The sequence below is a fragment of the Mesorhizobium waitakense genome (genome assembly GCF_056431085.1).
This window is the reverse complement of sequence record NZ_JBWKME010000106.1, coordinates 14,181-40,037: the sequence shown is the minus strand read 5'-3', so window position 1 is coordinate 40,037 and position 25,857 is coordinate 14,181. Positions and strand designations below refer to the sequence as shown.

The 25,857-nt window shown below is 62.3% G+C and carries 22 protein-coding genes and 1 tRNA gene; 8 read left to right on the top strand and 15 right to left on the bottom strand.

The features are described from left to right. On the top strand, positions 1 to 187 hold a 187-nt coding region (locus tag AC07FD_RS23690; RefSeq protein WP_478351801.1), incomplete at its 5' end, for a hypothetical protein. Here AC07FD_RS23690 and AC07FD_RS23685 read toward each other — a convergent pair. The 3 genes from AC07FD_RS23685 to AC07FD_RS23675 are packed head-to-tail and all read right to left on the bottom strand — an operon-like array spanning position 180 to position 3,063. After that, the gene (locus tag AC07FD_RS23685; protein ID WP_478351800.1) at positions 180 to 1,103 is read right to left on the bottom strand and encodes a DUF6492 family protein; all 924 of its coding nucleotides are present in this window, start codon (positions 1,101 to 1,103) and stop codon (positions 180 to 182) included. The genes AC07FD_RS23690 and AC07FD_RS23685 overlap by 8 nt on opposite strands. Further along, positions 1,100 to 1,894, bottom strand: coding sequence for a WecB/TagA/CpsF family glycosyltransferase (locus tag AC07FD_RS23680; RefSeq protein ID WP_478351799.1), 795 nt, complete (start codon positions 1,892 to 1,894; stop codon positions 1,100 to 1,102). Before AC07FD_RS23680 ends, AC07FD_RS23685 begins: the two co-directional genes overlap by 4 nt. Beyond that, positions 1,891 to 3,063, bottom strand: a complete 1,173-nt coding sequence (locus AC07FD_RS23675) for a glycosyltransferase family 4 protein (protein WP_478351798.1) — start codon at positions 3,061 to 3,063, stop codon at positions 1,891 to 1,893. Before AC07FD_RS23675 ends, AC07FD_RS23680 begins: the two co-directional genes overlap by 4 nt. Positions 3,064 to 3,234: 171 nt before the next feature. Between AC07FD_RS23675 and AC07FD_RS23670 the strand changes: the two genes are divergently transcribed. The 3 genes from AC07FD_RS23670 to proC all read left to right on the top strand — a co-directional run bounded on the left by AC07FD_RS23670 (position 3,235) and on the right by proC (position 6,422). Beyond that, positions 3,235 to 4,233, top strand: a complete 999-nt coding sequence (locus tag AC07FD_RS23670; protein WP_478351797.1) for a glycosyltransferase family 2 protein — start codon at positions 3,235 to 3,237, stop codon at positions 4,231 to 4,233. Beyond that, entirely contained in the window at positions 4,202 to 5,527 is a 1,326-nt protein-coding gene (locus AC07FD_RS23665) for an O-antigen ligase family protein (RefSeq protein WP_478351796.1), read from the top strand. Before AC07FD_RS23670 ends, AC07FD_RS23665 begins: the two co-directional genes overlap by 32 nt. A gap of 79 nt (positions 5,528 to 5,606) precedes the next feature. Continuing rightward, positions 5,607 to 6,422 (top strand): pyrroline-5-carboxylate reductase, encoded by an 816-nt coding sequence (gene proC, locus AC07FD_RS23660; protein WP_478351795.1) that lies wholly within the window; start codon positions 5,607 to 5,609, stop codon positions 6,420 to 6,422. A gap of 12 nt (positions 6,423 to 6,434) precedes the next feature. Here proC and AC07FD_RS23655 read toward each other — a convergent pair whose 3' ends face one another. The 5 genes from AC07FD_RS23655 to metH form a co-directional block, all read right to left on the bottom strand. Continuing rightward, positions 6,435 to 6,827 carry a type II toxin-antitoxin system VapC family toxin gene (locus AC07FD_RS23655; RefSeq protein ID WP_478351794.1) on the bottom strand — a complete coding sequence of 131 codons (393 nt, stop codon included), beginning with the start codon at positions 6,825 to 6,827 and terminating at the stop codon, positions 6,435 to 6,437. Further along, complete coding sequence (locus AC07FD_RS23650; RefSeq protein WP_095088607.1) at positions 6,827 to 7,069, bottom strand: type II toxin-antitoxin system VapB family antitoxin; 243 nt, start codon at positions 7,067 to 7,069, stop codon at positions 6,827 to 6,829. Before AC07FD_RS23650 ends, AC07FD_RS23655 begins: the two co-directional genes overlap by 1 nt. Positions 7,070 to 7,202: 133 nt before the next feature. Next, positions 7,203 to 8,519, bottom strand: coding sequence for an NAD(P)H-dependent oxidoreductase (locus tag AC07FD_RS23645; RefSeq protein WP_478351793.1), 1,317 nt, complete (start codon positions 8,517 to 8,519; stop codon positions 7,203 to 7,205). Between the two features lie 152 nt (positions 8,520 to 8,671). Next, positions 8,672 to 10,066, bottom strand: coding sequence for a multicopper oxidase family protein (locus AC07FD_RS23640; RefSeq protein ID WP_478351792.1), 1,395 nt, complete (start codon positions 10,064 to 10,066; stop codon positions 8,672 to 8,674). A 178-nt stretch (positions 10,067 to 10,244) separates the two neighbouring features. Then, positions 10,245 to 14,054, bottom strand: a complete 3,810-nt coding sequence (gene metH / locus AC07FD_RS23635) for a methionine synthase (RefSeq protein WP_478351791.1) — start codon at positions 14,052 to 14,054, stop codon at positions 10,245 to 10,247. Between the two features lie 437 nt (positions 14,055 to 14,491). On the opposite strand from metH, the gene AC07FD_RS23630 reads away from it, so the two are divergent. Both AC07FD_RS23630 and AC07FD_RS23625 read left to right on the top strand, forming a co-directional pair. After that, entirely contained in the window at positions 14,492 to 15,262 is a 771-nt protein-coding gene (locus AC07FD_RS23630) for an SDR family NAD(P)-dependent oxidoreductase (protein WP_478351790.1), read from the top strand. A 111-nt stretch (positions 15,263 to 15,373) separates the two neighbouring features. Continuing rightward, positions 15,374 to 15,583, top strand: coding sequence for a hypothetical protein (locus AC07FD_RS23625; RefSeq protein ID WP_184872101.1), 210 nt, complete (start codon positions 15,374 to 15,376; stop codon positions 15,581 to 15,583). On the opposite strand, the gene AC07FD_RS23620 is transcribed toward AC07FD_RS23625, so the two are convergent. The 7 genes from AC07FD_RS23620 to katE form a co-directional block, all read right to left on the bottom strand. After that, the gene (locus AC07FD_RS23620) at positions 15,531 to 16,337 is read right to left on the bottom strand and encodes a GNAT family N-acetyltransferase (protein WP_478351789.1); all 807 of its coding nucleotides are present in this window, start codon (positions 16,335 to 16,337) and stop codon (positions 15,531 to 15,533) included. The two genes, AC07FD_RS23625 and AC07FD_RS23620, sit on opposite strands and share 53 nt — an antisense overlap. 121 nt (positions 16,338 to 16,458) lie before the next feature. Then, on the bottom strand, positions 16,459 to 17,199 hold the full coding sequence (locus AC07FD_RS23615; protein WP_478351788.1) for a class I SAM-dependent methyltransferase: 741 nt from the start codon (positions 17,197 to 17,199) through the stop codon (positions 16,459 to 16,461). Positions 17,200 to 17,232: 33 nt separating this feature from the next. Further along, on the bottom strand, positions 17,233 to 18,150 hold the full coding sequence (locus AC07FD_RS23610) for a ketopantoate reductase family protein (RefSeq protein ID WP_478351787.1): 918 nt from the start codon (positions 18,148 to 18,150) through the stop codon (positions 17,233 to 17,235). A gap of 341 nt (positions 18,151 to 18,491) precedes the next feature. After that, a complete protein-coding gene (locus tag AC07FD_RS23605; RefSeq protein WP_095088629.1) occupies positions 18,492 to 18,785 on the bottom strand; it encodes a GYD domain-containing protein in 294 nt (97 codons plus the stop codon). Positions 18,786 to 18,897: 112 nt separating this feature from the next. Then, positions 18,898 to 21,027 carry an alpha/beta fold hydrolase gene (locus AC07FD_RS23600; RefSeq protein WP_478351786.1) on the bottom strand — a complete coding sequence of 710 codons (2,130 nt, stop codon included), beginning with the start codon at positions 21,025 to 21,027 and terminating at the stop codon, positions 18,898 to 18,900. Positions 21,028 to 21,766: 739 nt separating this feature from the next. After that, positions 21,767 to 21,841 (bottom strand) — tRNA-Thr (locus AC07FD_RS23595). A 994-nt stretch (positions 21,842 to 22,835) separates the two neighbouring features. Then, positions 22,836 to 24,944, bottom strand: coding sequence for a catalase (katE, locus tag AC07FD_RS23590; RefSeq protein WP_478351785.1), 2,109 nt, complete (start codon positions 24,942 to 24,944; stop codon positions 22,836 to 22,838). 135 nt (positions 24,945 to 25,079) lie between these two features. Between katE and AC07FD_RS23585 the strand changes: the two genes are divergently transcribed. Then, the gene (locus AC07FD_RS23585) at positions 25,080 to 25,403 is read left to right on the top strand and encodes a hypothetical protein (protein WP_478351784.1); all 324 of its coding nucleotides are present in this window, start codon (positions 25,080 to 25,082) and stop codon (positions 25,401 to 25,403) included. Next, positions 25,396 to 25,569 (top strand): DUF3606 domain-containing protein, encoded by a 174-nt coding sequence (locus AC07FD_RS23580; protein ID WP_478351783.1) that lies wholly within the window; start codon positions 25,396 to 25,398, stop codon positions 25,567 to 25,569. The genes AC07FD_RS23585 and AC07FD_RS23580 overlap by 8 nt, the downstream gene beginning before the upstream one ends. Positions 25,570 to 25,857 lie beyond the last annotated feature (288 nt).

Below are 25,857 nucleotides of genomic sequence, written 5' to 3'. Positions count from 1 at the left end.
CGTCCGTCAGCACGAATCGTTCCATCCAAAGCTTGAATCACAATCCAATCTCAGGCGGAATCCTGAATCTCAACAAGCCTTAGGGCGGTTCACCCTTCACAGAAACGCAGAACCACCCTATCTCCCCAGCTTTGACGCAATTGCGGACGGAAACCCGGCCCGCTTTCAGGATCCGGCCTTTAGTTGAGCCCGATCAGACGGCGGATGCGGCCGATATCGGTGCCTATGAAAGACTGCATGCCGATTGCCACCTGCTCCGGCGCCATGGCGGCGACGAAGCGGCGGAACTCGTCGTCCGACAGCGCTTGCCCGGTCCAGTGGACGCGGCAGAACTCCTCCGAAGCATGGAAGTGGCCGGCACCCTCCAGCAGATCGTCGACATAGCGGCCGTAGATCATGCATTCGGAGAACTTGCGCGCCGAGCCGACAACCTCGACCCAGCCACGCGCATGGACCTTCTCGATCTCGCCGCACATGGCCAGCACGGTGTCACGCCGCCACGCGATCAGCGTCGAGATATAGTCATGGACCGATGTCCGGGAGGGGTCGATACCGAGTGCCGCACCGGCGTTGCGCGACCAGATACGATGCTCCTCATGCCCCTCGTCCGCCAGCACCCCGTCGCGGCGGAACAGCCGCGCCTTGCCCTCGCGCCAGCAGGCGCCGCAGTCGAAAGGTTTGAGGAAGGCGACGTCGGAATCGCAGAAGATCAGGACGTCTTCGCTGGCGTGCGCGGCGATCGCGATACGGCGCAATTGCTGCACGTGCCAGCCGCGCAACGGCTGCGTCTTCAGGCTGAGCCAGACACGCCGGCGAAACAGGCTGAGCGGATCATCGAAGGCATGCAGCCAACGCGGCAGCAATTCCCGCTCATCGACGATGCTGCGACGGCCGTTCTCCAACTGACGGAAAAGCTTGATATCGCGATGTTCGACAAGGATATAGTGGTGCGCCGCGCCCGAAACGTGGCGGTCAAGCGTTTCGCATAACAGCCGGCAACGCTCGAAATCCGGCGCATAGCTTGCCGTCACTATTGCCGCCGTCGGTACCTGCCGAAGCGAGCTTGGCTCGATCGCGGCGCCTGGGACGAACCGGCTGTTCAATGGATGTCTCCCGCAGCTTCCGGTGTGCGCAAGAGTTTCTGCCTGACAACGCGCAACAGGAACAAGGGATTGCCGACCACGTAGCGGCGCCACAAGCGACCGGGTTCGACGGCCAACCGAAACAGCCATTCGAGCCGCAGCCGGCGCATCCACAAGGGCGCCCGCGGCACCGCGCCGCTGAGGAAATCGAGCAATGCGCCGACGGCGATCGGCAGCGTGCAGTGACGCGCGTCGATATGGCGTGCGATCCACAATTCCTGGCGCGGCACGCCCATGGCGACGAGCAGCACGTCCGGCCGCAATTCTTCGATCCGATCGACTATTCCCGCCTCCTCGGCAGGCGAGAAATAGCCGTCATGGATGACCACGAAGCTGTGCTGCACAGCAAGTGCTGCAAGCTTGGCCGACGCAGCTTCGGCATTGACGCGCGTCGCGCCGAGCAGCCCGACCGTCAGGGGCGTCGTCGAGGCCTGCAGGAAGGCGGGGACGAAATCGGTGCCGTTGAGATTGTCCGGAAACGGCGCCCCATAAAGAAGTTTCGCCGCCAGATCGACACCGATGCCGTCGGGCAGGATGAGGAAATCATCGAGCGCGTCGGCAAAGACCGAGTCCGTGGAGGCGAGGTTGGCGTTGTGGGCGTTGAGGAAACTGACCTTGGTGAAGCGCCGCTCGGCAATCAGGCGGTTCAGCAGGCCGACCGCATCGTTCCAGCGGATGGCGAGCACCGGGATACCGAGGATCGTCTTCGAGGTGTCGAGCCCCGACGGGGTGCGGACGGCATGCATGTTCATGCAAACGCCTCCTGCCTGACCGGCCCGAGCTTTTCGAGGCCGAGCCGGATGGCGGCATCGAGCGCCCTGACCTGCGACCGACGGAAAGCGCTGCCGTCGACATCGTGGATGACAGCTGCCGCGGCCTCCAGGGCCCGGGCAAAATCAGCCGGATCGTCGGTGACGACGCAATTGGCCGGGCGATGATCGATGCCGCGCAGCGAGCGGCTGGTGGCGACGGAGGGCAGGCCGAGTTCGAAGGTCTCGATGGTCTTCAACTGGACGCCGCTGCCGGCGGTGCTGATCAGCGGGATGACGGCAGCACTGCGCACGAAAGCTTGCGCATCCGGCACACGGCCGACGAATTCGACACCGGGATGCTTCGACGTGACGCCCGAAGGCATGCTGCCGGCGATGCGGATGCGGAAACCGGGCCGCAGATGCGGCACCACCTTTGCCAGGAACCAGTCCAGGCCGATACGGTTCGGCTGCCAGGTCCAGGTGCCGATCAGCGCTGCCTCGCAGTCGATGCGGCGCAAAGCTTCCTCGGTCGGCGCCTGCGCTCCCGTCACCAAAGGCAGCACCGCCGAGCGGTCGTCGGAGGCGACACCGAGTGCAGCGCGGTCTTCCTCGGCCAGCGTGAAGATGAAGCGCGCGCGGCGGCAGAGACGCTCTTCCAAGGTCTCGAGCAACTTCGCCTCGCGGCGAAACAGCAGGCGCTGGAAGAGGCTGCCGGCGGCAGCGGCATTCTCCTGCGCCGAAAGATGCTCGACATTGTGGGCGACGAAGATCGAGGGCTGGTCGGCGAACAGCTTTTCGAAGGCGCCGGCGAACTGCACGGAATTCAACACACAGCCGTCGAACGGACCGGCGCGTGCGACCGCAGCGAGAACGTCGCTGTCGGGCACTGCGCGCAACTTGACCGAGGCGAAGGTGAGGCCCGAGAGCAGCGCCTTGCCGACCCAGGCCAGCTTTTGTCGTGCAGAGGCATTGTCCGTGCGCACGTCGATCGCACCCAGAACCACGGTGTTTTCGGGATCGTCTGCGGGTTTTCCCGGCCAGGTGAAGCCGATGACGGTGACGCGCGCGCCAGCGCGCCGCAAAGCAGCGATGATTGCAGCGTTGGCTATCTCATAGCCCGAGGCAAGAGCGCCGTCGGGCACGATCGATGTGGCGAACAGCAGATGCATCTCACCTATCCTGTGGTGTAGCCGGTAGCAAAGTGCGGTGAACCCTTGATTAAGCGCGCACAATCGACGAGCGAAAGCCGCTGCCTGGCAGGCTTCTCCGTGCAAGGTGATTAACGAAACCTTATCACCGTGGTGCTACCAGAACCCAACTCACCATGTGGCTGGACACAGATGATCCCTTTGCCATCGGACAGTTCGGTATCGATCGCGGGGCGCTCGCCCCGGCTTGACGTCGAGGCTGTCGAAGTCGTCGTCACCTTGCCGACCTTCAAGCGGCCCGAGCAGGTGCTGGAAACGCTGGCGTCGCTGCGTGCGCAGCAAACCGGCCGGCGCTTTGCCGTCATCGTCATGGAAAATGAAGCCGAAGCGCATGCCGGCGCCAGGGCGGCGGTGCCGCTGTTCGAGCGCGGCGAGATTTCAGGTCTGGTCATCATCGCCCATCAGCGCGGCAATTGCAGCGCCTACAATGCCGGCTGGCAGACTGCGATCCTGCAATTCCCCAACTTCAGGCATCTGCTGGTCATCGACGATGACGAGATCGCCGATCCGCACTGGCTGGAACGGATGTGCGGAGCAGCCGAAACGCTCGGCGCCGATATCGTCGGCGGTCCGCAGGTGCCCGACTTTGCCGACCCCGCCCATGCGAAATGGGCAGAGCATCCGGTGTTCGCGCCGCCCTACCGGCAAACCGGCCGCGTGCCGGCGCTCTATTCGTCCGGTAATCTCTTGGTCGGACGCAACGTACTGATCGCCATGGGTCCGCCCTTTCTCGATCTGAAATTCAACTTCATGGGCGGCGGCGATTCGGATTTCCTCAGCCGGTCCGCACAGAGAGGCTTCGTGCTGGGCTGGTGCGCCGAGGGACAAGTGCATGAAACCGTTCCGGCCCGGCGTATCGAGGCCGACTGGATCCGTGCCCGCAGCCTGCGCAACGGCGTGATCTCGACACTGGTCGAAAAGAAGAAACGCGCCGGCACGCCGCTGGCCGGCGCCATGGTATTGCTGAAGAGCCTGGCGCTGCTTGCCGCCTCGCCGTTTCGCGGCATGCTCCGGCTGGCGCGGACAGGATCGCCGGCGATCGCCATCTATCCCGTCCATGTGGCGCTGGGCCGCGTGCTGGCCGAATTCGGATATGCCAATGAGCAATACCGCCAGCCTGAGAAAAACTGAGCGCGCGCCGCTCAGCGCCGCGTTCACGCGCGAAGGCGTGGCGACCGCGATCGCAGCACTGCTGTTCACCGTCATCATGGTGTCCTTCCGGCCGTTCCAGCCGGCCGGCGCCGAACTGACCGGCGAAGGTGGCGACATCGTCAACCAGCTTGGCTTCGGCTCGCTTGGCGCCATGTCGATCTTCTCGCTGATGGCTTTCGCCGATCCGCGCGTGGTGCGCTCGCTGCTCAGCCCGTCCTGGGTGCTGATGCTCGGCTTCTTTTTCCTGTCGGTGGTGCTGGCAACCGACCCGCCCACGGCGATGCGTGCCGCCTCGTTCACGCTGATCGGCATTTTGACGATGGCGACGATCCTGGTCTTGCCGCGCGACGCCGAGGCTTTCTCAAAGGTCATCATCTTCACCGCCGTCGTGGTCATGGGCCTGTCCTATTTCGGCCTCATCGTCTTTCCGCACGAAGCCATGCACACCGCCGACTCGCAGGAGCCCGAACATGCCGGCCTGTGGCGCGGCGTGTTCACCCACAAGAACATCGCCGGCCCGATCATGGCCTGTTTCAGTTTCGCCGGCCTGTACCTCTATCGGCGCGGGCAGCGGCGTTGGGGGGCGGCGATCTTCTGCGCGGCAATGATCTTCATGCTGCACACCGGCTCCAAGACGACAGCGGGCCTCGTGCCGTTCTCGATCCTGATCGTCATGTTTCCGAGCTTGATGGGCATGCGGCTCGGCACGCCGGTCCTGTTTGCGCTGGCGATGATCGGCACGGCGGTCGGCACGCTCGGCATCGTCTTCCTGCCGCCGGTGAAGCATCTGGCGGCGATCTATTTCCCCGACCTCACCTATACCGGGCGCACGACGCTGTGGGAGTTCGCCGGCAGTATGCTGGCGAAGAGACCATGGACCGGCTACGGCTATGAAAGCTTCTGGGGCACGCCGCTGCTGCTCAACCAGGACCAGCCCTTCGACCGACCGTGGGACATCAGAACCATCGTGCACGGCCATGACGGCTATCTCGACATCGCCGTACTTATGGGCATTCCAGCACTTTGCGTCGCGGTCTACACCTTCCTCATCGCGCCGCTGCGCGACTACATGCGTATCCCGCTTCGCAAGGAAAACATCTATCTCGGCGACTTCTTCATGATGGTGGTGCTGTTCACGGCGCTCAACGCCTTCCTCGAAAGCTTCTTCTTCCATCGCGGCGACCCGGTCTGGCTGTTGTTCGTGCTCGGCGTGCTTGGGCTGAGACAGGTGTCGCTGCGGCCCATGGCAGTGCGCGATCCCGATCGCGGCTAGCGGTCTTCTCGTCCGTCCTGACGGGGCTTCCCCACCGAACCGCGAGCGTCTATGTGAAGGCCTTCCTTCGGAGGGTTCCATGACGATCAGGCTCGTTCTCGCCGGCTGCGGCAATATGGGTTACGCCATGCTCTCGGGCTGGCTGAAATCCGGCAAGCTTCAACCATCGGCGGTCTTCGTGGTCGAGCCCAATGCCGACCTGCGCAATCGAGCGGCGGTGCTGGGCTGCGGCACATCAGCCGATGCCGGCGGCATTCCAGCCGATGCCGTTCCCGATCTCGTCGTCATCGCGGTGAAGCCGCAAGTGATCCGAGACGTGACGGCCGCCTACAAGCGCTTCGGCGACGGCCGCACCACCTTCGTCAGCATCGCTGCCGGGACACCGGCCGCCACTTTCGAAGAAATCCTGGGCAGCCGTGCACCGGTTGTGCGCTGCATGCCCAACACGCCCGCTGCCATCGGCAAGGGCATGATGGTGGTGTTCTCCAACCGACTGGTCTCCGACGACACCAATCGTTTCGTTGCCGACCTTTTGTCGTCGAGTGGCGAAGTGGCCACCATTGACGACGAGGGTCTGATGGATGCGGTGACCGCCGTGTCCGGATCGGGGCCGGCCTACATTTTCCATTTCATCGAAGCACTGACCGTGGCCGCCGAGAAGGCTGGCCTGCCGACGGCAACCGCCAAGCTGCTCGCCATGCAGACCGTCTACGGCGCTGCCTCGCTCGCCGCCGAAAGCGGCGAGGAGCCAGGCGTGCTGCGCCAGCAGGTCACCAGCCCCAATGGCACGACCGCAGCCGCGCTTGGCGTGCTGATGGACCAGGACAGGCTAACCAACCTGCTTACTGAGGCAGTCGAGGCAGCGCGGCTGCGATCGATCGAGCTGGGAAAGTGAGCCAACGTCCCGCTACGCGAGATCTGTGTGCGAGAAGTCATTGCCCTTGTAGAGTAGCGCTGAGCTGTGGCTCTTCGCGCAGGCATAAGATAGGCAATCGGCAAGGTTGAGCTGAGCGGGATGCCCACGTCCCTTTCCGTAGTCTGAAAAGGCCTGGATCGCGAGCTTGGCGTCGCCAGCGTCGATCGGCACGATTTCGATTTCAGCCTCGCGGAGAAAAGCTTCTATCGCCGCTTCCGCGATGACGGGTTCGACGGCAAGCATAGTGGAAAGCCGCATCGCCGCTTCAAGTACTACCAGAGGGGAGGTGATCCTGTGGGGTGCTGCCTCGATGCGGTTGCTCCACTCGCCAGCATCCCTTTCTCCTGAAAGAATTGCGACAACCACGGAGGTGTCGACGAACATCAGGGATGTCCCCACATGTCATCGATCTCGTCCTTGCTCACAGGCCGGCCGCCCTTGCCCGCTTTGGCCTTGAAATCGTTCGCAATGGCAGCCAGCCGATCCGCCAGGGGAACGCGCCCGCTTTCCCGCTTCAGCTCGGATTCCAGCGCTTCGATGACCGCTTCGGTCATAGAAATCTTGCGTTTGGCGGCGAGCCGTCGTGCCAGTTCACGAGCTCGCGGGTCCCTGATCTGAAGGTTCATTCGCCGCTCCTCAGCGATTTGTCACTACAACATAGTACATTTGTCATGACGGCGCCATAACGGCCTGCTTGGGTATGGTCCTTTCCAAAGACCGGTTCCCATTCCTCGCTAACGCGGACCTTTCAGTTCGGGATCATGCTTTCCCGTACAGCATCTCGTCCTGCAGCCGACGCAAGGCGAACAGCCGCGTGGTCTGGTCGGGCGCGGCATTGTCGGTGGTCAGCAATTCACCTTTCCGGACCGGCTTCAGGACCTTGCCGCCCTCGAGCAGGCCGAGGGGCACGGCGCGTTGGGCGCGAGCGTCACCTGTGGTCATGGTCCAGGAGCGATAGCAGGTCTCGCCGATCGCATCGAACGTCTCGCTGGCGGCGAGATCGCGCTTGGCGACGGCGCACACTTCTGCCACCGGCTTTGGCAGCGGCACCATGTCGGGCTTGCCGAAAAGCACAATGCGGGCGGCGGTCAGCGGCACTTCCAGCGAGGTCAGATGATACGGCCGGAACAGGCTGTAATAAGGGCCGTAACCGATATGCAGATCGTCCATCCGCTCGATGATGCGCGGATGCGTCGCCTCGACGATGACGAAGACGCCGGGCGCGACGCCTTTGCCGACCGTGTAGTCGACGACGCCTTTCTTCAACAGCAGACCACCATCCTCGCGCGGGATGAGCACTTTGGCGAGGTCATCGCGATCGGCCTTCGGGCCATGCATGCCGGGGACATCGGGCACCAGCCCGGTCGCGTTGGCGATGGCGCACATCTCGACCATTGTCTTCGAGCCGTCGACGAACTCGACCAGCATGCGCGGGTTCATGTTGCGGCGGATCGCTTCCTCGCGATAGTCGTCCGGCACCGCATCATGGTTGAGCGGGTTGTTCTTGCCCTTGCCGGCGGAGACGATGGTGTAGCCGAGCGCGGACGCAAACTCGATCAATTCCATGCAGCTTGACGGCTCGTCACCGGCGCCGACGGAATAGACGACGCCAAGCCGGTCGGCCTGCTGCTTCAGATAACAGCCGATGGTAACGTCGGCCTCGACGTTCATCATCACCAGGTGCTTGCCGTGCTCCATCGCCATCAGGTCGAAATCAGCGGCGACGCCCGGCTTGCCGGTGGCGTCGATGACGACGTCGATCAGCTGGTTGGTGACCAGCATCTCGTTGGATGTGATGGCGATCTTGCCGCTCTCGATGGCGCCGGTGACTTTCGATGCGGTGTCGGCTTCGACCGCCATCGCTTCATCGCCATAGGCAATACGGATGGCCTCGCGCGCGGTGTGCGGGCGGCGGGTCGAGACCGCGCAGACCGAAATGCCCTTCATCAGCATGCCTTGCGTCACCAGATCGGTGCCCATCTCGCCGGAGCCGATAACGCCGATGCGCACCGGGCGGCCCTCGGCGGCACGCCTGGCGAGATCGCGGGCAAGCCCGGTCAGGGCGACATTGGTCATGCAGGTGCTTCCATGCTTCTCGATTTGGAGGCGGCAATAGCAGGGAATCGCCCCCTTTTGCCAACGAAACCGCAAGCCGGCGGCAATTTCTCGCTCGTCAATGCAGCGTTAGAACAACCTTTCCACCCATGTTCGAGCTATTGAAACCGGGTTTAGACCACCCTGACATAGCTCGTCATCCCCGATTTCTGGTGCTCGATGATGTGGCAGTGCAGCAGCCAGTCGCCGAGATTGTCGGCGACGAAGCCCAGGCTCACTTTCTCGTTGGGCTGGATGAGATAGGTGTCCGAAATCAACGGCTGAACCTGGCGCGTCGAGGACGACAACACCTTGAAACTCATGCCGTGCAGATGCATCGGATGGGATTGCGGCGTCAGGTTCTCCATGTCGATGACATAGCTTCTGCCGAGCTTCAGTTCGGCCAATGGCGCGGTTGGATCGGGCGTATCGCCTGGCCACGGCACCTTGTTGATGGCCCAGAAACTGTAGCCAAGCGAACCGCAGATGCCATCGCTCGGGACGTTTTCCGCCGTGGCGCTGAGCGCCAGCGAAATATGCTGGGCGGCGGTGAGATCCACCTCCGCCACCGGATTGACCTCGAAGGGTGCAACATCACGAATGTCGCGCTTGAGCGAGCTTCCAGTCGTGCGCAGGGTCGCGAGCACCTTGGGCTTGGTGCCTCTGACGTCTCGCAAGCTGACGATCGCGCCCTCGTCGTCGGGCATGCGGATGGCCAGTTCCATGCGCTGGCCGGGTCCAAGCAGCAGCGCATCGGGTGAAAAACGCTGCGGCACCGGATTGCCGTCGAGCGCCATGACGGTGGCCTCCGCCCCGTCGACAAGAAAAGCATAGATCCGCGTGACATCGGTGATGGCGACCCTGAGTCGCACCAGCCCGCCGGCCGGCGCATCATATTGCGGCTGATCGAGCCAGTTGGCGGTGCGCACGGTGCCGTAGGTGCCGGTTCTTGCGGCATCGCGCGGCCGGAACTGGTCGATGAACTGGCCGTCGTCACCGAGCCGCCAGTCGCGCAGATTGAGGACCATCTCGGCATCGAATGTCGGATCGCCGGGGTTTTCGACCACGATCACCCCCGTCAGGCCGTGGCCCATCTGGGTCAACGTGTTGCAGTGCGGGTGGTACCAGAAGGTGCCGGCGTCGGGCGGCGTGAAGGCGTAGTCGAAATGATCACCGGTATAGACATAGGGCTGGACCAGAAACGGCACGCCATCCATCTTGTTCGGCACGCGAATGCCGTGCCAATGGATCGTCGTCGGATCGTCTATGGCGTTGACGAGACGCGCGGCGAAGGGCTCGCCCTTTTTCATTCTGAGCACCGGCGGCATTCCGGCATTGCCATAAGTCAGCACATCCCTGGTCTGGCCGACATCCATCAGCTTCGCCTGGATTTTGGCCGTCTGTAGCACCACCGGCTCAGGCCCGGCAGCGGCCCAGCCGGCAAACCTGACCATGGCCGAGAGCCCTGCCCCGCCGGCGCCGGCAATCGCTGCCGTTTTCAAAAGCCTGCGGCGTGTGAGGACAGTCATTTGGCGCTCCAACTGCAAAGACGGCTACCCCGAAGGTGTAACCGCCACGCCATGGATCACAAGCCGGCAACCAGAGCAAATTCTGTTGACGGCACAGCGTGAACCAGGGTCAAAACACCTGCGCCTGAGTCCCGCTCACACGGACTGTCAGAGCGAAAAGGCGACAGAGCTTGCCGCGCTATTCAGCCGCCTCGGCATGGTGCGCCGGAACATAGTTGAGGATGGGTCCGAGCCAGCGCTCGACCTCGGCCAACGGCATGGCCTTGCGGCGTGCATAGTCCTCGACCTGGTCGCGTTCGACCTTGGCGACGCCGAAATAATAACTTTCGGGATGCGCCAGGTAGATCCCCGACACAGACGAGCCCGGCCACATCGCATAGCTTTCGGTCAGGCTCACCCCGGCATTGCCTTCGCCGTCGAGCAACCGGAACAGCGTCGCCTTCTCGGTGTGGTCCGGTTGCGCCGGATAGCCGGGCGCCGGACGGATGCCGCGATAGGGCTCGCCGATCAGTTCGTCCGGCGCCAGATTCTCGTCTGCCGCGTAGCCCCAGAACTCCTGGCGCACCTTCTCATGCATGCGCTCGGCGTAGGCCTCGGCGAAGCGGTCGGCCAGCGCCTTGACCATGATCGAGGAATAGTCGTCGTTCGCCCGCTCGAAACGCTCGGCGATCGCAACCTCCTCGATGCCGGCGGTGACGATGAAGCCGCCTACATAATCGGGCTTGCCGCTGTCCGACGGGGCGACGAAATCCGACAACGCGACATTGGCCTTGCCGTCGCGCTTGGTTAGCTGCTGGCGCAAGGTGAAGAAGGTCGCCAGTTCCTGCGAGCGTGCTTCGTCCGTGAACAGTTTGATGTCGTCGCCAACGGCGTTGGCCGGCCAGAAGCCGATGACGCCGCGTGGCGCGAACCATTTTTCAGCAATGATCTTCTTCAGCATTGCCTGCGCATCCTCGAACAGCTGGCGAGCAGCAGGACCCTGCGCCTCGTCTTCGAGTATCTTCGGATAACGCCCCTTCAACTCCCAGGTCTGGAAGAATGGCGTCCAGTCGATGTAACGCGCGAGTTCGGCGAGGTCCCAGTTTTCAAATACCTTCACGCCTGTGAAGGACGGCTTTGGCGGCTCGTAGCTCGACCAGTCGATCCGGTGCGCGTTGGCTCTCGCCTTGGCCAGCGGCAGCCGCAGCTTGTCGGCTTCGGAGCGGGCATGCGCGTCGGCGACCTTCTTGTATTCTGCGCGCACCGCGTCGACATAGCCGCCCTTGGTCTCGTTCGACAGAAGGGAGGACACGACGCCGACCGCCCGGCTGGCGTCGGTGACGTAGACCGTCTGTCCCCTGGTATAGCGCGGGTGGATCTTGACCGCCGTATGCACGCGACTGGTCGTCGCCCCGCCGATCAGCAGTGGAATGTCGAAACCCTCGCGCTCCATCTCGGCGGCCATGTGCGCCATCTCGTCGAGCGACGGCGTGATCAGGCCGGATAGACCGATGATGTCGACTTGTCTCTCGCGCGCCGTCTGTAGGATCTTGGCCGCCGGCACCATGACGCCGAGATCGATGATCTCGTAATTGTTGCAGGCGAGCACGACGCCGACGATGTTCTTGCCGATGTCGTGGACATCGCCCTTCACCGTCGCCATCAGGATTTTTCCCGCCGTCTGGCGCTCACCATTGTCGATGCCATTGGCTGCGTTCGCCAGCTTCTCAGCCTCCATGTGCGGCAATAGCCCTGCGACGGCTTGCTTCATCACCCGCGCGGACTTCACCACTTGCGGCAGGAACATTTTTCCCGCGCCGAACAGGTCGCCGACGACATTCATGCCGGCCATCAGCGGGCCTTCGATGACATGCAGCGGGCGCTCTGCCGCCAGCCGCGCTTCGTCGGTATCGGCATCGATGAACTCGGTGATGCCGTTGACCAGCGCATGGCTGATCCGCTGCTCGACCGGCAATTCGCGCCAGGCGAGATCGCGCTCCCTGGCCTCCTGGCCCGCCGTGCCCTTAAAGCGTTCGGCGATCTCCAGCATGCGTTCGGTGGCGGTACCGCCGGCCCTGGGCGCGCGGTTGAGCACGACATCCTCGCAGGCCTCGCGCAGTTCCGGTTCGATCGTGTCGAAGACCGCAAGCTGGCCGGCATTGACGATGCCCATGTCCATGCCACGCTGGATGGCGTGGTAGAGGAACACGGCGTGCATCGCCTCGCGCACCGGCTCGTTGCCGCGGAACGAGAAGGAGAGGTTCGACACGCCGCCTGAGATATGGACATGCGGCAGCGTCGCGGTGATCTCGCCGGTTGCCTCGATGAAGTCGACACCGTAGTTGTCGTGCTCCTCGATGCCGGTGGCGATCGCGAAGACATTGGGGTCGAAGACGATGTCCTCCGGCGGAAATCCGGCTTGCTCGGTCAGGAGCCTGTAGGCGCGGGTGCAGATCTCGACCTTGCGCGCTTTGGTATCGGCCTGGCCGTCCTCGTCGAAGGCCATGACGACCACCGCCGCGCCATAGGCGCGCACCAGCCTCGCATGATGCAGGAACGCCTCCTCGCCTTCCTTCATCGAGATGGAGTTGACCAACGGCTTGCCCTGAACGCATTTCAGGCCGGCCTCGATGATCTCCCATTTCGAACTGTCGACCATCACCGGGACGCGGGCGATGTCCGGCTCGGCGGCGATCAGGTTGAGATAGCTGACCATCGCCTTCTTCGAATCGATCAGCCCCTCGTCCATGTTGATGTCGATGATCTGGGCGCCGTTGGCGACCTGGTCGCGCGCCACGTCGAGCGCGGCGACATAGTCGCCTGCCGTGATCAGCTTGCGGAATTTGGCCGACCCCGTGACATTGGTCCGCTCGCCGACATTGACGAACGCAATCTCGTTGGTCAGCGTGAACGGCTCCAGCCCGGACAGGCGCATCTTCGGCTCGATTTCGGGGATGGCGCGCGGCGGATATTTCCGCACCGCCTCGGCGATCGCCCGGATGTGCTCCGGCGTCGAGCCGCAGCAGCCGCCGACGACATTGACCAGCCCCTCGCGGGCGAAATCCTCGATCTGCGCGGCCATGAATTCCGGGCTCTCGTCATACCGGCCGAATTCATTGGGCAGGCCGGCATTCGGATAGGCACAGGTGAAGGTGTTGGCGACGCCCGAAATCTCGGCCAGATGCGCGCGCATGGCCTTGGCGCCGAGCGCGCAGTTGAGACCGATGGTGAATGGGCTGGCATGACGCACCGAATGCCAGAAGGCTGTCGGCGTCTGGCCGGACAGCGTGCGGCCGGACAGGTCGGTGATGGTACCGGAGATCATCACCGGCAGGTGCACGCCCTTCTCGATAAAGATCTCGTTGCAGGCGAAGATCGCGGCCTTGGCGTTCAGCGTGTCGAAGATGGTCTCGATCAGGATGATGTCGGCGCCGCCGTCGATCAACCCGCGCAACTGTTCGCCATAGGCGAGGCGCAGATCGTCGAAAGTCACGGCGCGATAGCCGGGGTTGTTGACGTCAGGTGACATCGACGCCGTTCGGTTGGTCGGCCCCAGCGCGCCGGCGACGAAGCGGCGTTTTCCGTCCTGCTGCTGCGCCCTCAGCGCTGCGCGGCGCACCAGCCGCGCGCCGTCGCGGTTCAGCGCATAAACGGCATCCTCCATGCCGTAATCAGCCTGGGCGATCGAGGTCGAGGAGAAGGTGTTGGTCTCGAGGAGGTCGGCGCCTGATATGGCGTACTGATAGTGGATTTCCTCGATCGCCCCAGGCTGGGTTAGGATCAAAAGGTCGTTATTGCCTTGCTGGTGGCAGGCGCAGCCCTCGAATGCCTCGCCGCGAAACTGGCCTTCGTCGAAACCAAGGCCCTGGATCTGCGTGCCCATGGCGCCGTCGAGGATAAGGATGCGTTCGCGTGCTGCCGCCGTCAGCGCCGCAAGCACTTCCGAACCGTCGGGCTTTGCCGCAACGGGGCCGAACAATGCGTCCAGCGATGCAGAATTCTGCGACATTTTTTATCTCTTTGGCGACAAGCCTATTTATGTCACATAAGGATATCTTTATGTCAATATACGACAAGTGATCGACTATGTCACGCGTCGTTGCAATCGCCTGGCTCCCGAGGGAAATCGCCACGTCAGTGCAGTCCGGCCAGCAGGGCTTGTGCCTCGGCGAGATTTTTTCCGAACCATCGCCTTCTCCTTGCGGGCGGCGCCGAGATCGGTCAGCACGTCGCAGAGGCTGTCAAGTCGGGGGCAAGCGGTGTCCTTGTAGCGAGCTATCTCCAGATGCCGGCTGGCTTTCAAGCGGCGACCGGATAGTGTTCGGCAAAGAGGATCGTCACCATCCGCGATGGTTTCGGCCTGGAGCATGATCCCGAAAAGTGGAATCCGGGTTTCGCTGGAGATCATGCTCAAGCAAGAAGCCAGGGCCTTCAGGGGAGGTTGCTATGACAGAGTTCACACCAAAGTTCGATCTGGCCGGTAAAGTGGCGCTGGTAACCGGCGCCTCGCGCGGCATTGGCCGCGCCTGTGCGCTGGCCTGTGCCGGGTCGGGGGCCGACATGATCGTCGGCGTGCGCAGCAAGGCCGACGGGGCGGAGCTTGTCGCCGAGATCGAGAGCTTGGGCAGGCGGGCGCTTGCCGTGCAGATGGATTTGACCGATCTCGCCACGGTGCGAAAAGCCGTCGCCGAGGCGCATACCGCCTTTGGCCGCATCGACGTGCTGGTCAACAATGTCGGGCTTGGGCCGGAAAACCTGGCCGAGAACGTCACCGAGGAGGATTTCGACCTGACGGTGAACGTCAACCTCAAGGGCACGTTCTTCACCACCCAGGCGGTTGGAAGGCTGATGATCGCGCAAAAGTCCGGGCGCATCATCAACATCAGTTCGCAGGCCGGCACGGTGACGCTGAAGGGCGAGGCGATCTATTGCATGAGCAAGGCGGCGATCAACCATTTGACGCGCTGCCTGGCCGTCGAATGGGCGCAGCACAAGATCGCCGTCAACAGCGTGGCGCCGACCTTCATCTGGACCGACGGCACGCGGCCGTCCCTCGCCGAGCCGGACTTTCACGCCCATGTCTTGGGGCACATTCCGCTCGGCCGCATCGGCGATCCGATCGATGTTGCAGGAACCGTCGTGTTCCTGGCCTCGCCCGCAGCCTCGATGATCACCGGCGCCAATATTCTGGTCGATGGCGGCTGGTCGGTGGCGTAAGATCGCGGGTTGTGAGCGAAATCAAAAAGGGCGCAATCGAAGCTGTCGCTCGTTCCGTCCATCCTTTTTGCGTGAGATGCGCGTATACTTTTCGAAAGGAAGGAAGGCGGCATGTCCATCAATCGCAAGCTCAAAGAGGCGGGCAACTTCACGCCGTCCGAGATGGGACTTCTTGGGCGTGTCTTCGACAAGGCGAAGCGCGAGGGCGACTCTGATGCCAGCCGAGAAGCGCTGGCCTCTCGCATCATCGCGAACTATATGGCCGGAATCACCGACGAGGCCGAGCTCCTCGCCTTGTCACGGCAGCCGCTTGGTCGGTGACGCGGCATTGTGAATTCAACGGGATTGACTGGTGCTGCGACAGAGGATTGACCTCTGGACTATGCCAATCAAGACCGCTCCTGATCTCGGCAACCGAGCGAAGCTGCCGCCCGGCGTCGAAATTTCCGGGATCAAGCCAGGCCTCAAAAGCTGAGCGATGGTCCGGCCATTCGCTGGAAAGCATCGAATAGACACAAATGTCGCAAGGTTTGCCCTTCAGGAACAGGCCCTGGCGCAGCGTGCCCTCATAGACGAAGCCGAGCCGATCGGCCGCCTTGCGCGAGCGCAGGTTGGTCGAGGCGCAGGTCCATTCGAGGCGCCGGTAGCCAAGATCGTCGAAGACATGGCGCAAGATCAGGTAGAGCGCCTCGGTGGCGAGCCGTGTGCGTTGCAGCGGCGGCGTGTAGAGCACATAGCCGAGCTCGACGACATGATGGGCGGGTCTTGCCTCCATCAGGCAGAGCCACCCCAGCGGCTTGTCGTCGAGGCCAGCGACGGCAAAGAAGGCGCGTTTCTTGTCGGCCACCAGTTCGGCGACGTGGCCGGCGAACGCTGGCTCGCTGGCGAACGGGCCAACCTTCATGTCGACCCAGGTGGCGTCCGTGTGCTCGTCATGCGACAGCGGGTAGAGACAGGATGCGTCGCGCCCGGCGTCGAGCGGGCGCAGGCGGCCCCAGCGGCCGACCAGCACGACGTTGGCGGGAACCGGAGCTTCGCCCGGCGGGCTCTCACCCGGTTTCAGATTTGATGACATGGTCGCCCCGACGCACTGGCTAGAGCAATTCCAGGAAAAGTGTGAAACGGTTTTCCGTCCGGAATTGCGTCAAAACAAAGAGTTAGAGCCGTTCGCCGTTTCCGTGAAACGGTGAACTGCTCTAGTTCCAGTAGCGGAATACCCTGCCCATTCTGTTCGGCATCATGAAGATCTCCTCGGCGCGGCGAAACCCGGCATCCCGCCCCATGCCGAGCCAAGTGTCGGCGGTTTCAGGGAAATCGGCCAGAAGCATATGCCGTTCCATGGAAGCGAATTCCTCGTCGGAAACTGTCGACCATTTGTCTCGCAGCAACGAGAAGCGGGCGAGCCAGGCGGCGCGATCTTCTCCCTCGAACAGGGCCGGCTCCCAGATGACGAACTGGCCCACGCCGCCCAAGGCCCTGCGGGCGTGCCGCATCAGCTTCGCCTTGCCCTCGGTCGCTAGATGGTGCAGCGACATGCCGATCCAGATTACGTCGACGGGTTCCGACCAGTTCGCCATCGCTTGCGCGAAATCGCCGCAGCGCAGCTCGACCGGGCATGGGAGCCCTTCGAGCGCGCGAGCGGCAAGCGCTAGCGACGCTTCCGACAGGTCGATGCCGACATAGCCGCCGATCGCGGACGTCTTCAGCATCGCGGCAGAGGCAGCGGCATCGCCGCACGCCACGTCGAGGAATCGAAACGACCCTGGTGCATGCTCAACGAGCAGATCGCGCAGGAGCCCGTAGACCTCGCGGTGGAACATTAGGTTTGTGGCCACGATCCTGCGGTACGTCTCCAGCTCCTTGTTGAACATGTCCTGGGAGCCGGTAGCCTCGTTAAAGGTCGCCACCGGCATGCTCTCGCTCGACGAACTGGCCATGATATCCTCCCAAGGAACGTTGACGGGGCGCCGCTACGGAGTTGCACCGGCTGCGTAGAGATGCAGGGCGCGGAAGACCGCCGTGTGGCCGGGGGTCGCAACACCGAACCTGATGCCCAATTCGTGCATGCGCCCGGACAGCCAGGCGACCTCGATTGGCTTGCCCCTTTCGAGGTCGTTGGCCATCGACGATTTTACGTGCGGTGGGAATGCGGTCCATCTGGTCACAACGCGCCCTTCGAACCCCTCGGCCATGGGATGACCGGCCGCGGCCGCGACCGCCATCCCCTCGTCGCGCAGTTGCTCGATGAAGAAACGAGCCTCGGGGTCGTCGAGGATCGGACCGATCCCGGAGCGCATGAGCGACGTCCCTCCGGAAAAGGCCGCGAGTGTCACGAACTTCTCCCACAGCACATTGTCGATGTCGGCAACCGGCTTCAGCTCAAGCCCAACAGCACGGTCGCAGAGCGCCTGAAGGTCCTTGATGAGAGGTTCGCGGTGCCCGCCGACCAGGATGTGACGCAGCCCGCCAGCGTGGACGACTTCTCCCGGCTGTTTGATGAATGCGGACAAGTAGGTGGCGCCGCCAATCACCTGGTCGCCGGGAACATGGCGGCCTAGAATCTCGACGCTGTCGATGCCGTTCTGCAACGTCACGACACGCGTATCCCTGCCGATGAGCGGTCCGAGCGCTGCGGCGGCCTTCTCGCTGTCGTAGAGCTTGACCGCAAAAATCGCGAGATCGACGGGACCAATGTCGGCCGGCGCGTCGCTCGCGGACACATTGGGGAGAAAGACGTTGCCGATATCGCTTTGAATTCGCAGGCCGCCCCGGCGCATTGCCTGCAAGTGGGCACCTCGAGCGATGAAGCTGACGTCGCCCCCCGCTTCGGCGAGCCTTGCGCCGAGATAGCCGCCGATGCCGCCCGCCCCTATCATTGCGATCCGCATGCGTCCCCCTCGACGTCAGCTGCCGCCATGGGCCGCGCGAAGCTGGAACGGCATCCGCCGGCCCGATGTCTATTAGCATTTACTTGAATACAAGGCCAGCCGATGGGTTGGAGGTCCGTCGGGCACGCGATCACGATGAGTCCTCGCCAATAAGCCACCAAGCCGCAGTTCTGGCAGCCGCCATGCAGATGGTTCCGACTGCGACCAGACCGGAATAGCTCGTTGAATGTCCCTCAAAAAAACCCTGGCCTCGTCCCAGGGTTTTCGCTTCAAGGATAAGAGCGAGGCCGCCGTTCCCCTCGCCAGCGGGCTTCGATCGCCCGTTCACGGCAGAGTGGCGGTCAGGCCATCTTTGCCATTATCTTGGCCATATCCGCGGCGTCGAACGCCCTCAATGTCTGGGTTCTGATGTTGCCTAGCGATGCGATCGATAGGGCTAGCGCGGTGGCAGCAATGTCGTCGTCGGCTTCGGCAATCGCCACGACATCATGCTGGCCAAGCGTCCACAACAAGGTGTGAACCTTGATGCCGTTCTTGCTGGCCATCGCCTTGAAGGCTTCGGCACGCTTCTGGGTATCCTTTATGCTCCTGATACCTTGATCTGTGAAATTTGAGAGCAATACGTAGTAAGCCATTTTTTCCTCCCATTGTGGGAGCGGGCGGGCACTCACGGCGCGTCCGCCGTCTCCCGCAACGACGATACCACGAGTCAGGTGCGCGAACCACTTGCGTCAAGGATCATCGCCGTCAGGCTGGCCCACCGACGGAGAAAAGCTGCAAGCTCCCGGGAAGCCCGGCAAGTTCCGTATCGCCGCGCTCTTCAAACATCAGGCCGGAGCCGACCACGAGATCACGAACCGTCCGCGAGGCAATGATCTCGCCTGGCCGCGCATGATCGAGCAGCCGCGATGACAGCTCGATCGCCATTCCGGTGAAATCATCGCCGCGCTCCTCGCATTCGCCGGTATGGACTGCCGAGCGGACATCGAGACCGGATTGCTTCAGGCGTTGACGGATCGCGATCGCGCACTGGATCGATCGCGTCGGGCCTTGGAACACGGCGACAAATCCGCTTGCCGTGCGTCTGATCCGCCTGCCTTCGGCGCCGAGCAGATCGCTACGGATCTCTTCGGCGTGTCGCTCAATCAGATCCGTGCCCGCACCAGAGGAAGGGCCTTCTATCTCTACCGACAGCACCGACACCAGGAGCCGCTTGCCCGGCACCGCCGGCAAAGCGCCGGTGACAAAAGCCTGGATCTCGTCCACGAGGCGATCGGAATTCTCCCCCCAGATCACGTGATCCCGGCCGGCAAACTCGATGTATCGGGCACCTTCGATATGCGTTGCCAGGTAGCGTCCTTCTTCCTGCTTTACCCAGCGGTCGCCCGTCGTCTGCGCGACAAGTGTCGGAACGTGAATGGCCGGCAGAATATCGCGAACGTCGATTTCGGTTCCCCAACGCCAGAGCGCTATCGCGTCGGCGGGAGAGGCTGAATTCCTGAGGTAGGCGGCGAACCATTCTCTCTCGAAACTGTCGTTCATCAGGCTGGGCGCGGCGTTGCTCATGTCCGCCGGCTCTCCCCACTCTCTCTCGACGACCGCCAGATCTTGTTCCACCTGCTCGCTTGTTCTCGCCCAGGGGTAATCCTTCGACCATCTGCCGCTGGCATAGGCTCCGTTGAGCACGAGCGCCGCCGTGCGCTCGGGATAGGTCGCTGCGAACAGCATGCACATGGGGCCGCCCTCGGAGCTGCCGAACAGAACCGTGCGCTTCGAGCCGACCGCATCCAGCACTGCCCGCACGTCTTCCATCCGCTCTTCCATCGTCGGCAGACCGACATTGCGGTCGGACAGCCCCGTGCCGCGCTTGTCCATGCGGATCAGGCGGCAGAAGCTGCCGAGGCGATGGAGCACGTGCGCCAGCCGCGGCGACGACCAGGAAAGGTCGAGGTTGGAGACCCATCCAGGTACATAGATCAGGTCGATCGGCCCGTCGCCGGTCACCTGATAAGCGATGTTGATCCCCGCCGATTTAACATAGTGCGTCGGCGGGCTGATGGGCTGACCTGAGTCCAGACGCCTATCGGCTTGGGATCGCGTCTGTTGCGAAGCTGAAACTCCGGGCGCTGGAAAAGCCGAGTCCGGTGTGATGCGGCGCGCCCGAAGGTCGTCATACAGCTTTCGGGTTTCGGGCTCGGGCCGCAAGTCGAGCTGTCGCTGCAAGGCATCGCGGCAGCGCTCATATTGCTTCAGGGCGAGGTTGACGCGACCCTGGGCTGCATAGGCCCGCATCAAGGCGCGGTGAATGTCTTCCCGTAGGGGTTCAAAAGCCAGCAAGCGCGTAGCCGCCCGCACGCATGATGCAAGATCGCTTGTCGCGGAATGGTGTGCGACGAGCTTCTCCAGCACGGCTATGGAGATTGCCCTCAATCGCTCGCGCTCGAACCTCAGCCAGTCTTCGAACGGCTCCTCCTTGAGATCGAAGCCGTCGAGGAGGTCGCCACGATAGACAGCAAGCGCCTGCTCGAGCTGCTCGGGGGCGGAGCCAGCAGCCAGCGCCTCGAACCGCGCGACATCGAAATCGAGATCGTCGAGATTGAGGCTGATGGTGTCGCCCTCGGTGAGGAACCTCCCGCCCCCTGATGCGTGAGTGGCCTTCCTGACGGCAGACAAGGCCTGCCGCAGGTTCGTCCGGGCCTGGGACTCGCTGTTGCAGCCCCACAAAAGGGAAGCGAGTTTCTCGCGCGATTGCGAGCGTCCGGACTGGAGGGCCAGGTAAGCTATCATGGCACGCGCTTTGCGGCCGAGGAGCGGAACCGTCGCTGCATCGCTGGCAAAATCGAAACCGCCGAGCAGACAGAGATGAGGGTGCGTCATCGAATCCGCCACAGCCATAGCTCCCACCGGCAATCATTTCCCCTACCTGCCTCTATTTCAATCGCGATTTTGCCGGCGTGACGCTTTTCACGAATTCATCACGCTGGTTCCAACGCAATTCTCACGGGCGGGGGACGAGATTGCTCGGACGAGGCAGCCCTTGTCTCAGGAGGAGAATGCTATGCTGCACCCGAATGAGTGGCCCATCTGGCATGATGATGCCGGGCAAAACCCGCGGCTGTGGAATGCGGTTGCGCCGCAACGCCACGAAATTGCACTCGCGCGCTACCTTGAGAAGCAGCGGGCTGGCCGAGAATCAATGGTCCGCTCGTTCGATCTTCGGACCGCGACGATCCGCGCATGTGTGCTGATAGCAGATGCCGGGAGGGACTTTCTCAGGCGCTTGGTCGCTGCCGTCGGAGCGCCGAGAACTCACCGTCGCTAACCGGGTCAGCATCATTCAGCGGTCCAGCGATCCCACGCCGGAGCTGTGCAACAACGCGCTCATGATGATGAGCAGCGACAGCGCCTGGCAGTGCCTTGTGAGCCGTCCTGTAACCAGGCCCAAGGCGTGTTCGTAGCCCTGTCCTGCACTCCATGAAGGGCCGAAGGTCCTTGGGGAGCACAAGCCTGGTGGACAGCGGCCGTCTCGATTTCCGTCTTGTGACGTCATTTGTAACGTCAGAATGGACGGAACGCGTAGCGCGCCAATGGCTTCAGCGATTTCAACGGGATGGACTGGTGCTGCGAGAGAGGATTGAACTCTCGACCTCTCCCTTACCAAGGGAGTGCTCTACCACTGAGCTACCGCAGCAACGGACGCCTCAATAGCCGCAGACGCCTTGGATTGCAAGGCATTGAAGCCGACTTCAACACCATGTGCGATTTTGGCGTGATGTAACCACTGTGGCACCACACAGGCACGAAACGGCCGCCAGTCGACACCATTCGATTAGAGCTACACCGTTCTTGCAACCAGCTTGGTGCCAAACTGGATGCGAATTGAAATAGAGCCCGTGCAAGCGTTTTCCGTACCCCCGGCCTTCACCGTCTACCCGCGAAGGCCTCCGCGCGCGTCCTTGCCCCCCTCTGCGCAACGAACTGACAGGTTGCGAGGTTTCTCCCCTACCCCGATTCTCGCTAGAGGAAATCTGACGCTTGGTACCGGGGTCGTAAGCCCGCTCAGGTGGAACTCCGCCGTTCCCTGTGTCGATAGGAACCGGCAAGTTGCGGACCTTCGCGGTTGTTGTCGGGCTCCTGCATTTCGGCCGGCCAACGCCCATTTTTATTCTACACCGAGCTCGCAACGGCCGCGCGTCGCCTGCCCTTCGCCGTCGTTACCGGTACGGCAACCTTGAGCTCTCAACCGCCGCCCTCCAGTCCGCTCCGCGGGTCAACAAACCCTTTACCCCTGCCGACCTTGCCGCAGTCCTGGCAACGACGGTCGCATCATAAACGACAAGTCAGCTTTCTTACATGGAGCCGATTTGTTCAGCGATACACGCAGCCAACGAATATCGTCTCCGGAACGTCGGAATCCACGTGTAGGGAAAAAAATCGGCGCCGCGCGTGTGCTCACCCGGCCTTTTTTGAAGAAGCCGGGCCCCGCGCAAGGTCGACGCCCGGGCCGTTCCCACCAATGAGAAGATCTCACGGATTTGCTGCTCTGTGACTCCGCACTCGCGGGCTAACCCCCGCACGCTTTGCGGGGCTATGACCGGCCGTCTGGTTTCTTCATCAGTCGCTACTGTTTCCTTTCATCTCGAAAGGGTTATCCGGCAGGCGATGGCCTGCCGAATAAAGCTCACCTATAGCTTGACGCCCGCCTCCCGCGCCCACAGTCGCAGTTTGCGGCACGCCTCGACATACGCTCCGGTAGCCTCCCCATCGGTCAAAGGAATGAGCCCCTCGTCGGCCGCCGAGTCGACGCCCGCCTTCGCCAGAAGAGGAACCGCCCCGGGAGTAAAACCGATGAATTTGCAGTGCGCAAAAGCGTCTGCCACAAAATCCCGGGCTGCTGCCTCTCCAATCAGAAGTTCCGCGGCTTCTTCCGTAAGCAGAAGGGCCACCGCGTCGAACAGCACCGACGGACCCCCGTCAATCATATGCTTGGCAATGATCTTGGTGCCATCGTCCGCCTGCACACCACCGACTTTCAAAGCAATGACCTCCATCGTCGCCCCTTCGCCTTCGATAGCGCCTTGCAAGGCTTTGAGCAGCGCGGCATCGACGCCATTGCCCACCAGAACGCCGACCTTGCGGCCTTGGAAACTGTCGGGTCCGTTTTCGATGATGCTCAACGCCGGCGATGGCTCCAGATCCGTACGCGGCGGCACGGCTGCGTCCGCGGCGTTCGGCAAGTCGGTGATACCGAGTTTGTGGGCGACCGTGGCGGCCAACCCCTTGTCGATGTTGAGGAGATGGGCGATCATGCGTTCGCGTATGACCGGCATTTCAACCTTGCTCAATTCGAACGTCAGCGCCATGGCGATATGGCGTTGCTCGGTCGGCGTCTGGCTGTTGAAGAATTGACCAGCTTGACTGTAGTGATCTGCGAAACTCTCAGGGCGCAGCCTGACCTTCTGACCTTCCTCGGCATCGGCGAATGAGCGGAAGCCGCGCTCCGGGGACTCTCGTGGTCCTTCGCCGAACGAATTGGGCTGATAGTTGGCGCGTCCGACCGGATTGCGCATCGCCATATGCCCGTCCTGCTGAAAATGGTGGAAGGGGCATTTCGGCGCGTTGATCGGCAGATGGGTAAAATTGGGACTTCCAAGGCGCTTCAGCTGCGTGTCGAGATACGAAAAGTTCCTGCCCTGCAGCAGTGGATCGTTGCTGAAGTCAATGCCCGGCGGCACGTTCTGCGTCATGAACGCAACTTGCTCGGTCTCGGCAAAAAAGTTGTCCGGCATGCGGTCGAGAACCAGCCGGCCGACGGGAATCGGCGGCAGGATCTCTTCCGGGATCAGCTTCGTCGGATCGAGGACATCGAAATCGAAGCTGTCGGCGAACTCTTGGTCGAAGAGCTGCAGGCATAGTTCCCACTCCGGGAAAGCGCCGGACTGGACAGCGTTCCACAGATCCCTGCGGTGAAAGTCAGGATCGGCGCCGTTGATTTTGACGGCCTCGTTCCAGACCACCGATTGCATACCAAGTTTCGGCTTCCAGATGAATTTCACGAAGGTGGACTCGTCGTCCGCGTTGAGCAGGCGGAAGGTGTGCACTCCAAAGCCCTGCATGAAGCGGAAAGAGCGCGGGATCGCGCGATCCGACATCACCCACATGATCATGTGCATGGATTCAGGCGTCAGACTGATAAAATCCCAGAACGTATCATGCGCCGACTGGGCTTGTGGGAAATCCCGATCGGGCTCAGGTTTGACCGAGTGGACAACATCAGGAAACTTGATCGCGTCCTGAATGAAGAACACTGGAATGTTGTTGCCAACGATGTCCCAATTGCCTTCCTGCGTATAAAGCTTGACCGCGAACCCGCGTACGTCGCGGGCCAGATCGAACGAACCCTTGCTACCGGCAACAGTCGAAAATCGCACGAACGCCGGCGTCCTCTCGCCGGCGCGCTGAAAAACGTCGGCACGGGTGTACTTGGCGAGCGATTTATATGTCTCGAAAAAGCCGTGGGCGCCGTAGCCGCGGGCATGGACGACGCGCTCGGGAATGCGTTCGTGGTCAAAGTGAAAAATCTTTTCGCGGAAGTGGAAATCTTCGATGAGGGTTGGGCCGCGTGGCCCGATCTTAAGCGTGTTCTGATCATCTGCGACCGGGCCGCCCTGGGCTGTGGTCAGAATGTCTGTCTTGCCGGCTGCAATCTGATGCAGCTCTCCGCCCTCCCCTCGAACAAGGGTTTGGTCGTGGATCGTCGCGGCATTGGGATTGGTTGCTGCCTTACACGCCATGCGGTCCTCCTTTGGTGCTTGCTCTGGGAATGAGCTGCTCAGCAACCTGCGGCGACGCCAGATGTTCCCTGGAACGGTGATCCCAAACCGATTTCCAGGATTCCATCTGGAGCAGGGAGAGTTGGCAATCAATTTATGGGTACGTTCGTCGACCGAAATGCATTGACCTTCGTCGTCTCAGGCACACGGCGACACTGCCCACAGGAACAAATCCCGCCCACGCAAATTCTTGCATTAGACTTAGCTGAAATACCCAATCAACAGGAGGAAAGGATGGGGTTTTTAAGCAAGTATTTTTCAGGTCTTCTAGGGAAGAAACAGCAACCCGAAAGGCGCAGTGGCGACATGCGCAAGGCGACCGGGGCAGGCCCAGCGTTGGCTGCCCACTCGAAGGACGCCAAGACAACAGCTGCCACCGGTCAAAACCCAGCAGCGGCGAGGAAGAAATCCAATGGCTGACGATAAGAATGACCGCACTCGCGTCAGCGGAGACGAGGAATATGAGGTTGGCTACTTGGCCAGCAAGTTCGGCCTTTCAACTGATCATGTGCGCGAGTTGATCAAAAAGCACGGCGACAACCGCGAGACACTGGAACGCGAAGCGAAGGCGCTTGGAACCCGCTGAGATACCAGGACTAAGCTATCGTATTCCGACCCGCCGTCCCCCGGCAGCGAGCATGTGAGCGAGCCGTTTTGTACTCGTCCTTAGCCTGCGCCCAACGACATGCGCGACATGCGGCTGGCACAAGGAGGCAGGCATGAGCCTCTGGAACTGGACACCCGCCGAATGCTCCGGTCAGTTGGCCTCCGCCGGCAGGATTGAAGAACCCGCACCGAAGCTCAACCTGCCGTGAGCATCGTTCCGGCCAAATGAAAAAGCCCGCCGTCATGGAAGCGGAGCATTCGACATATG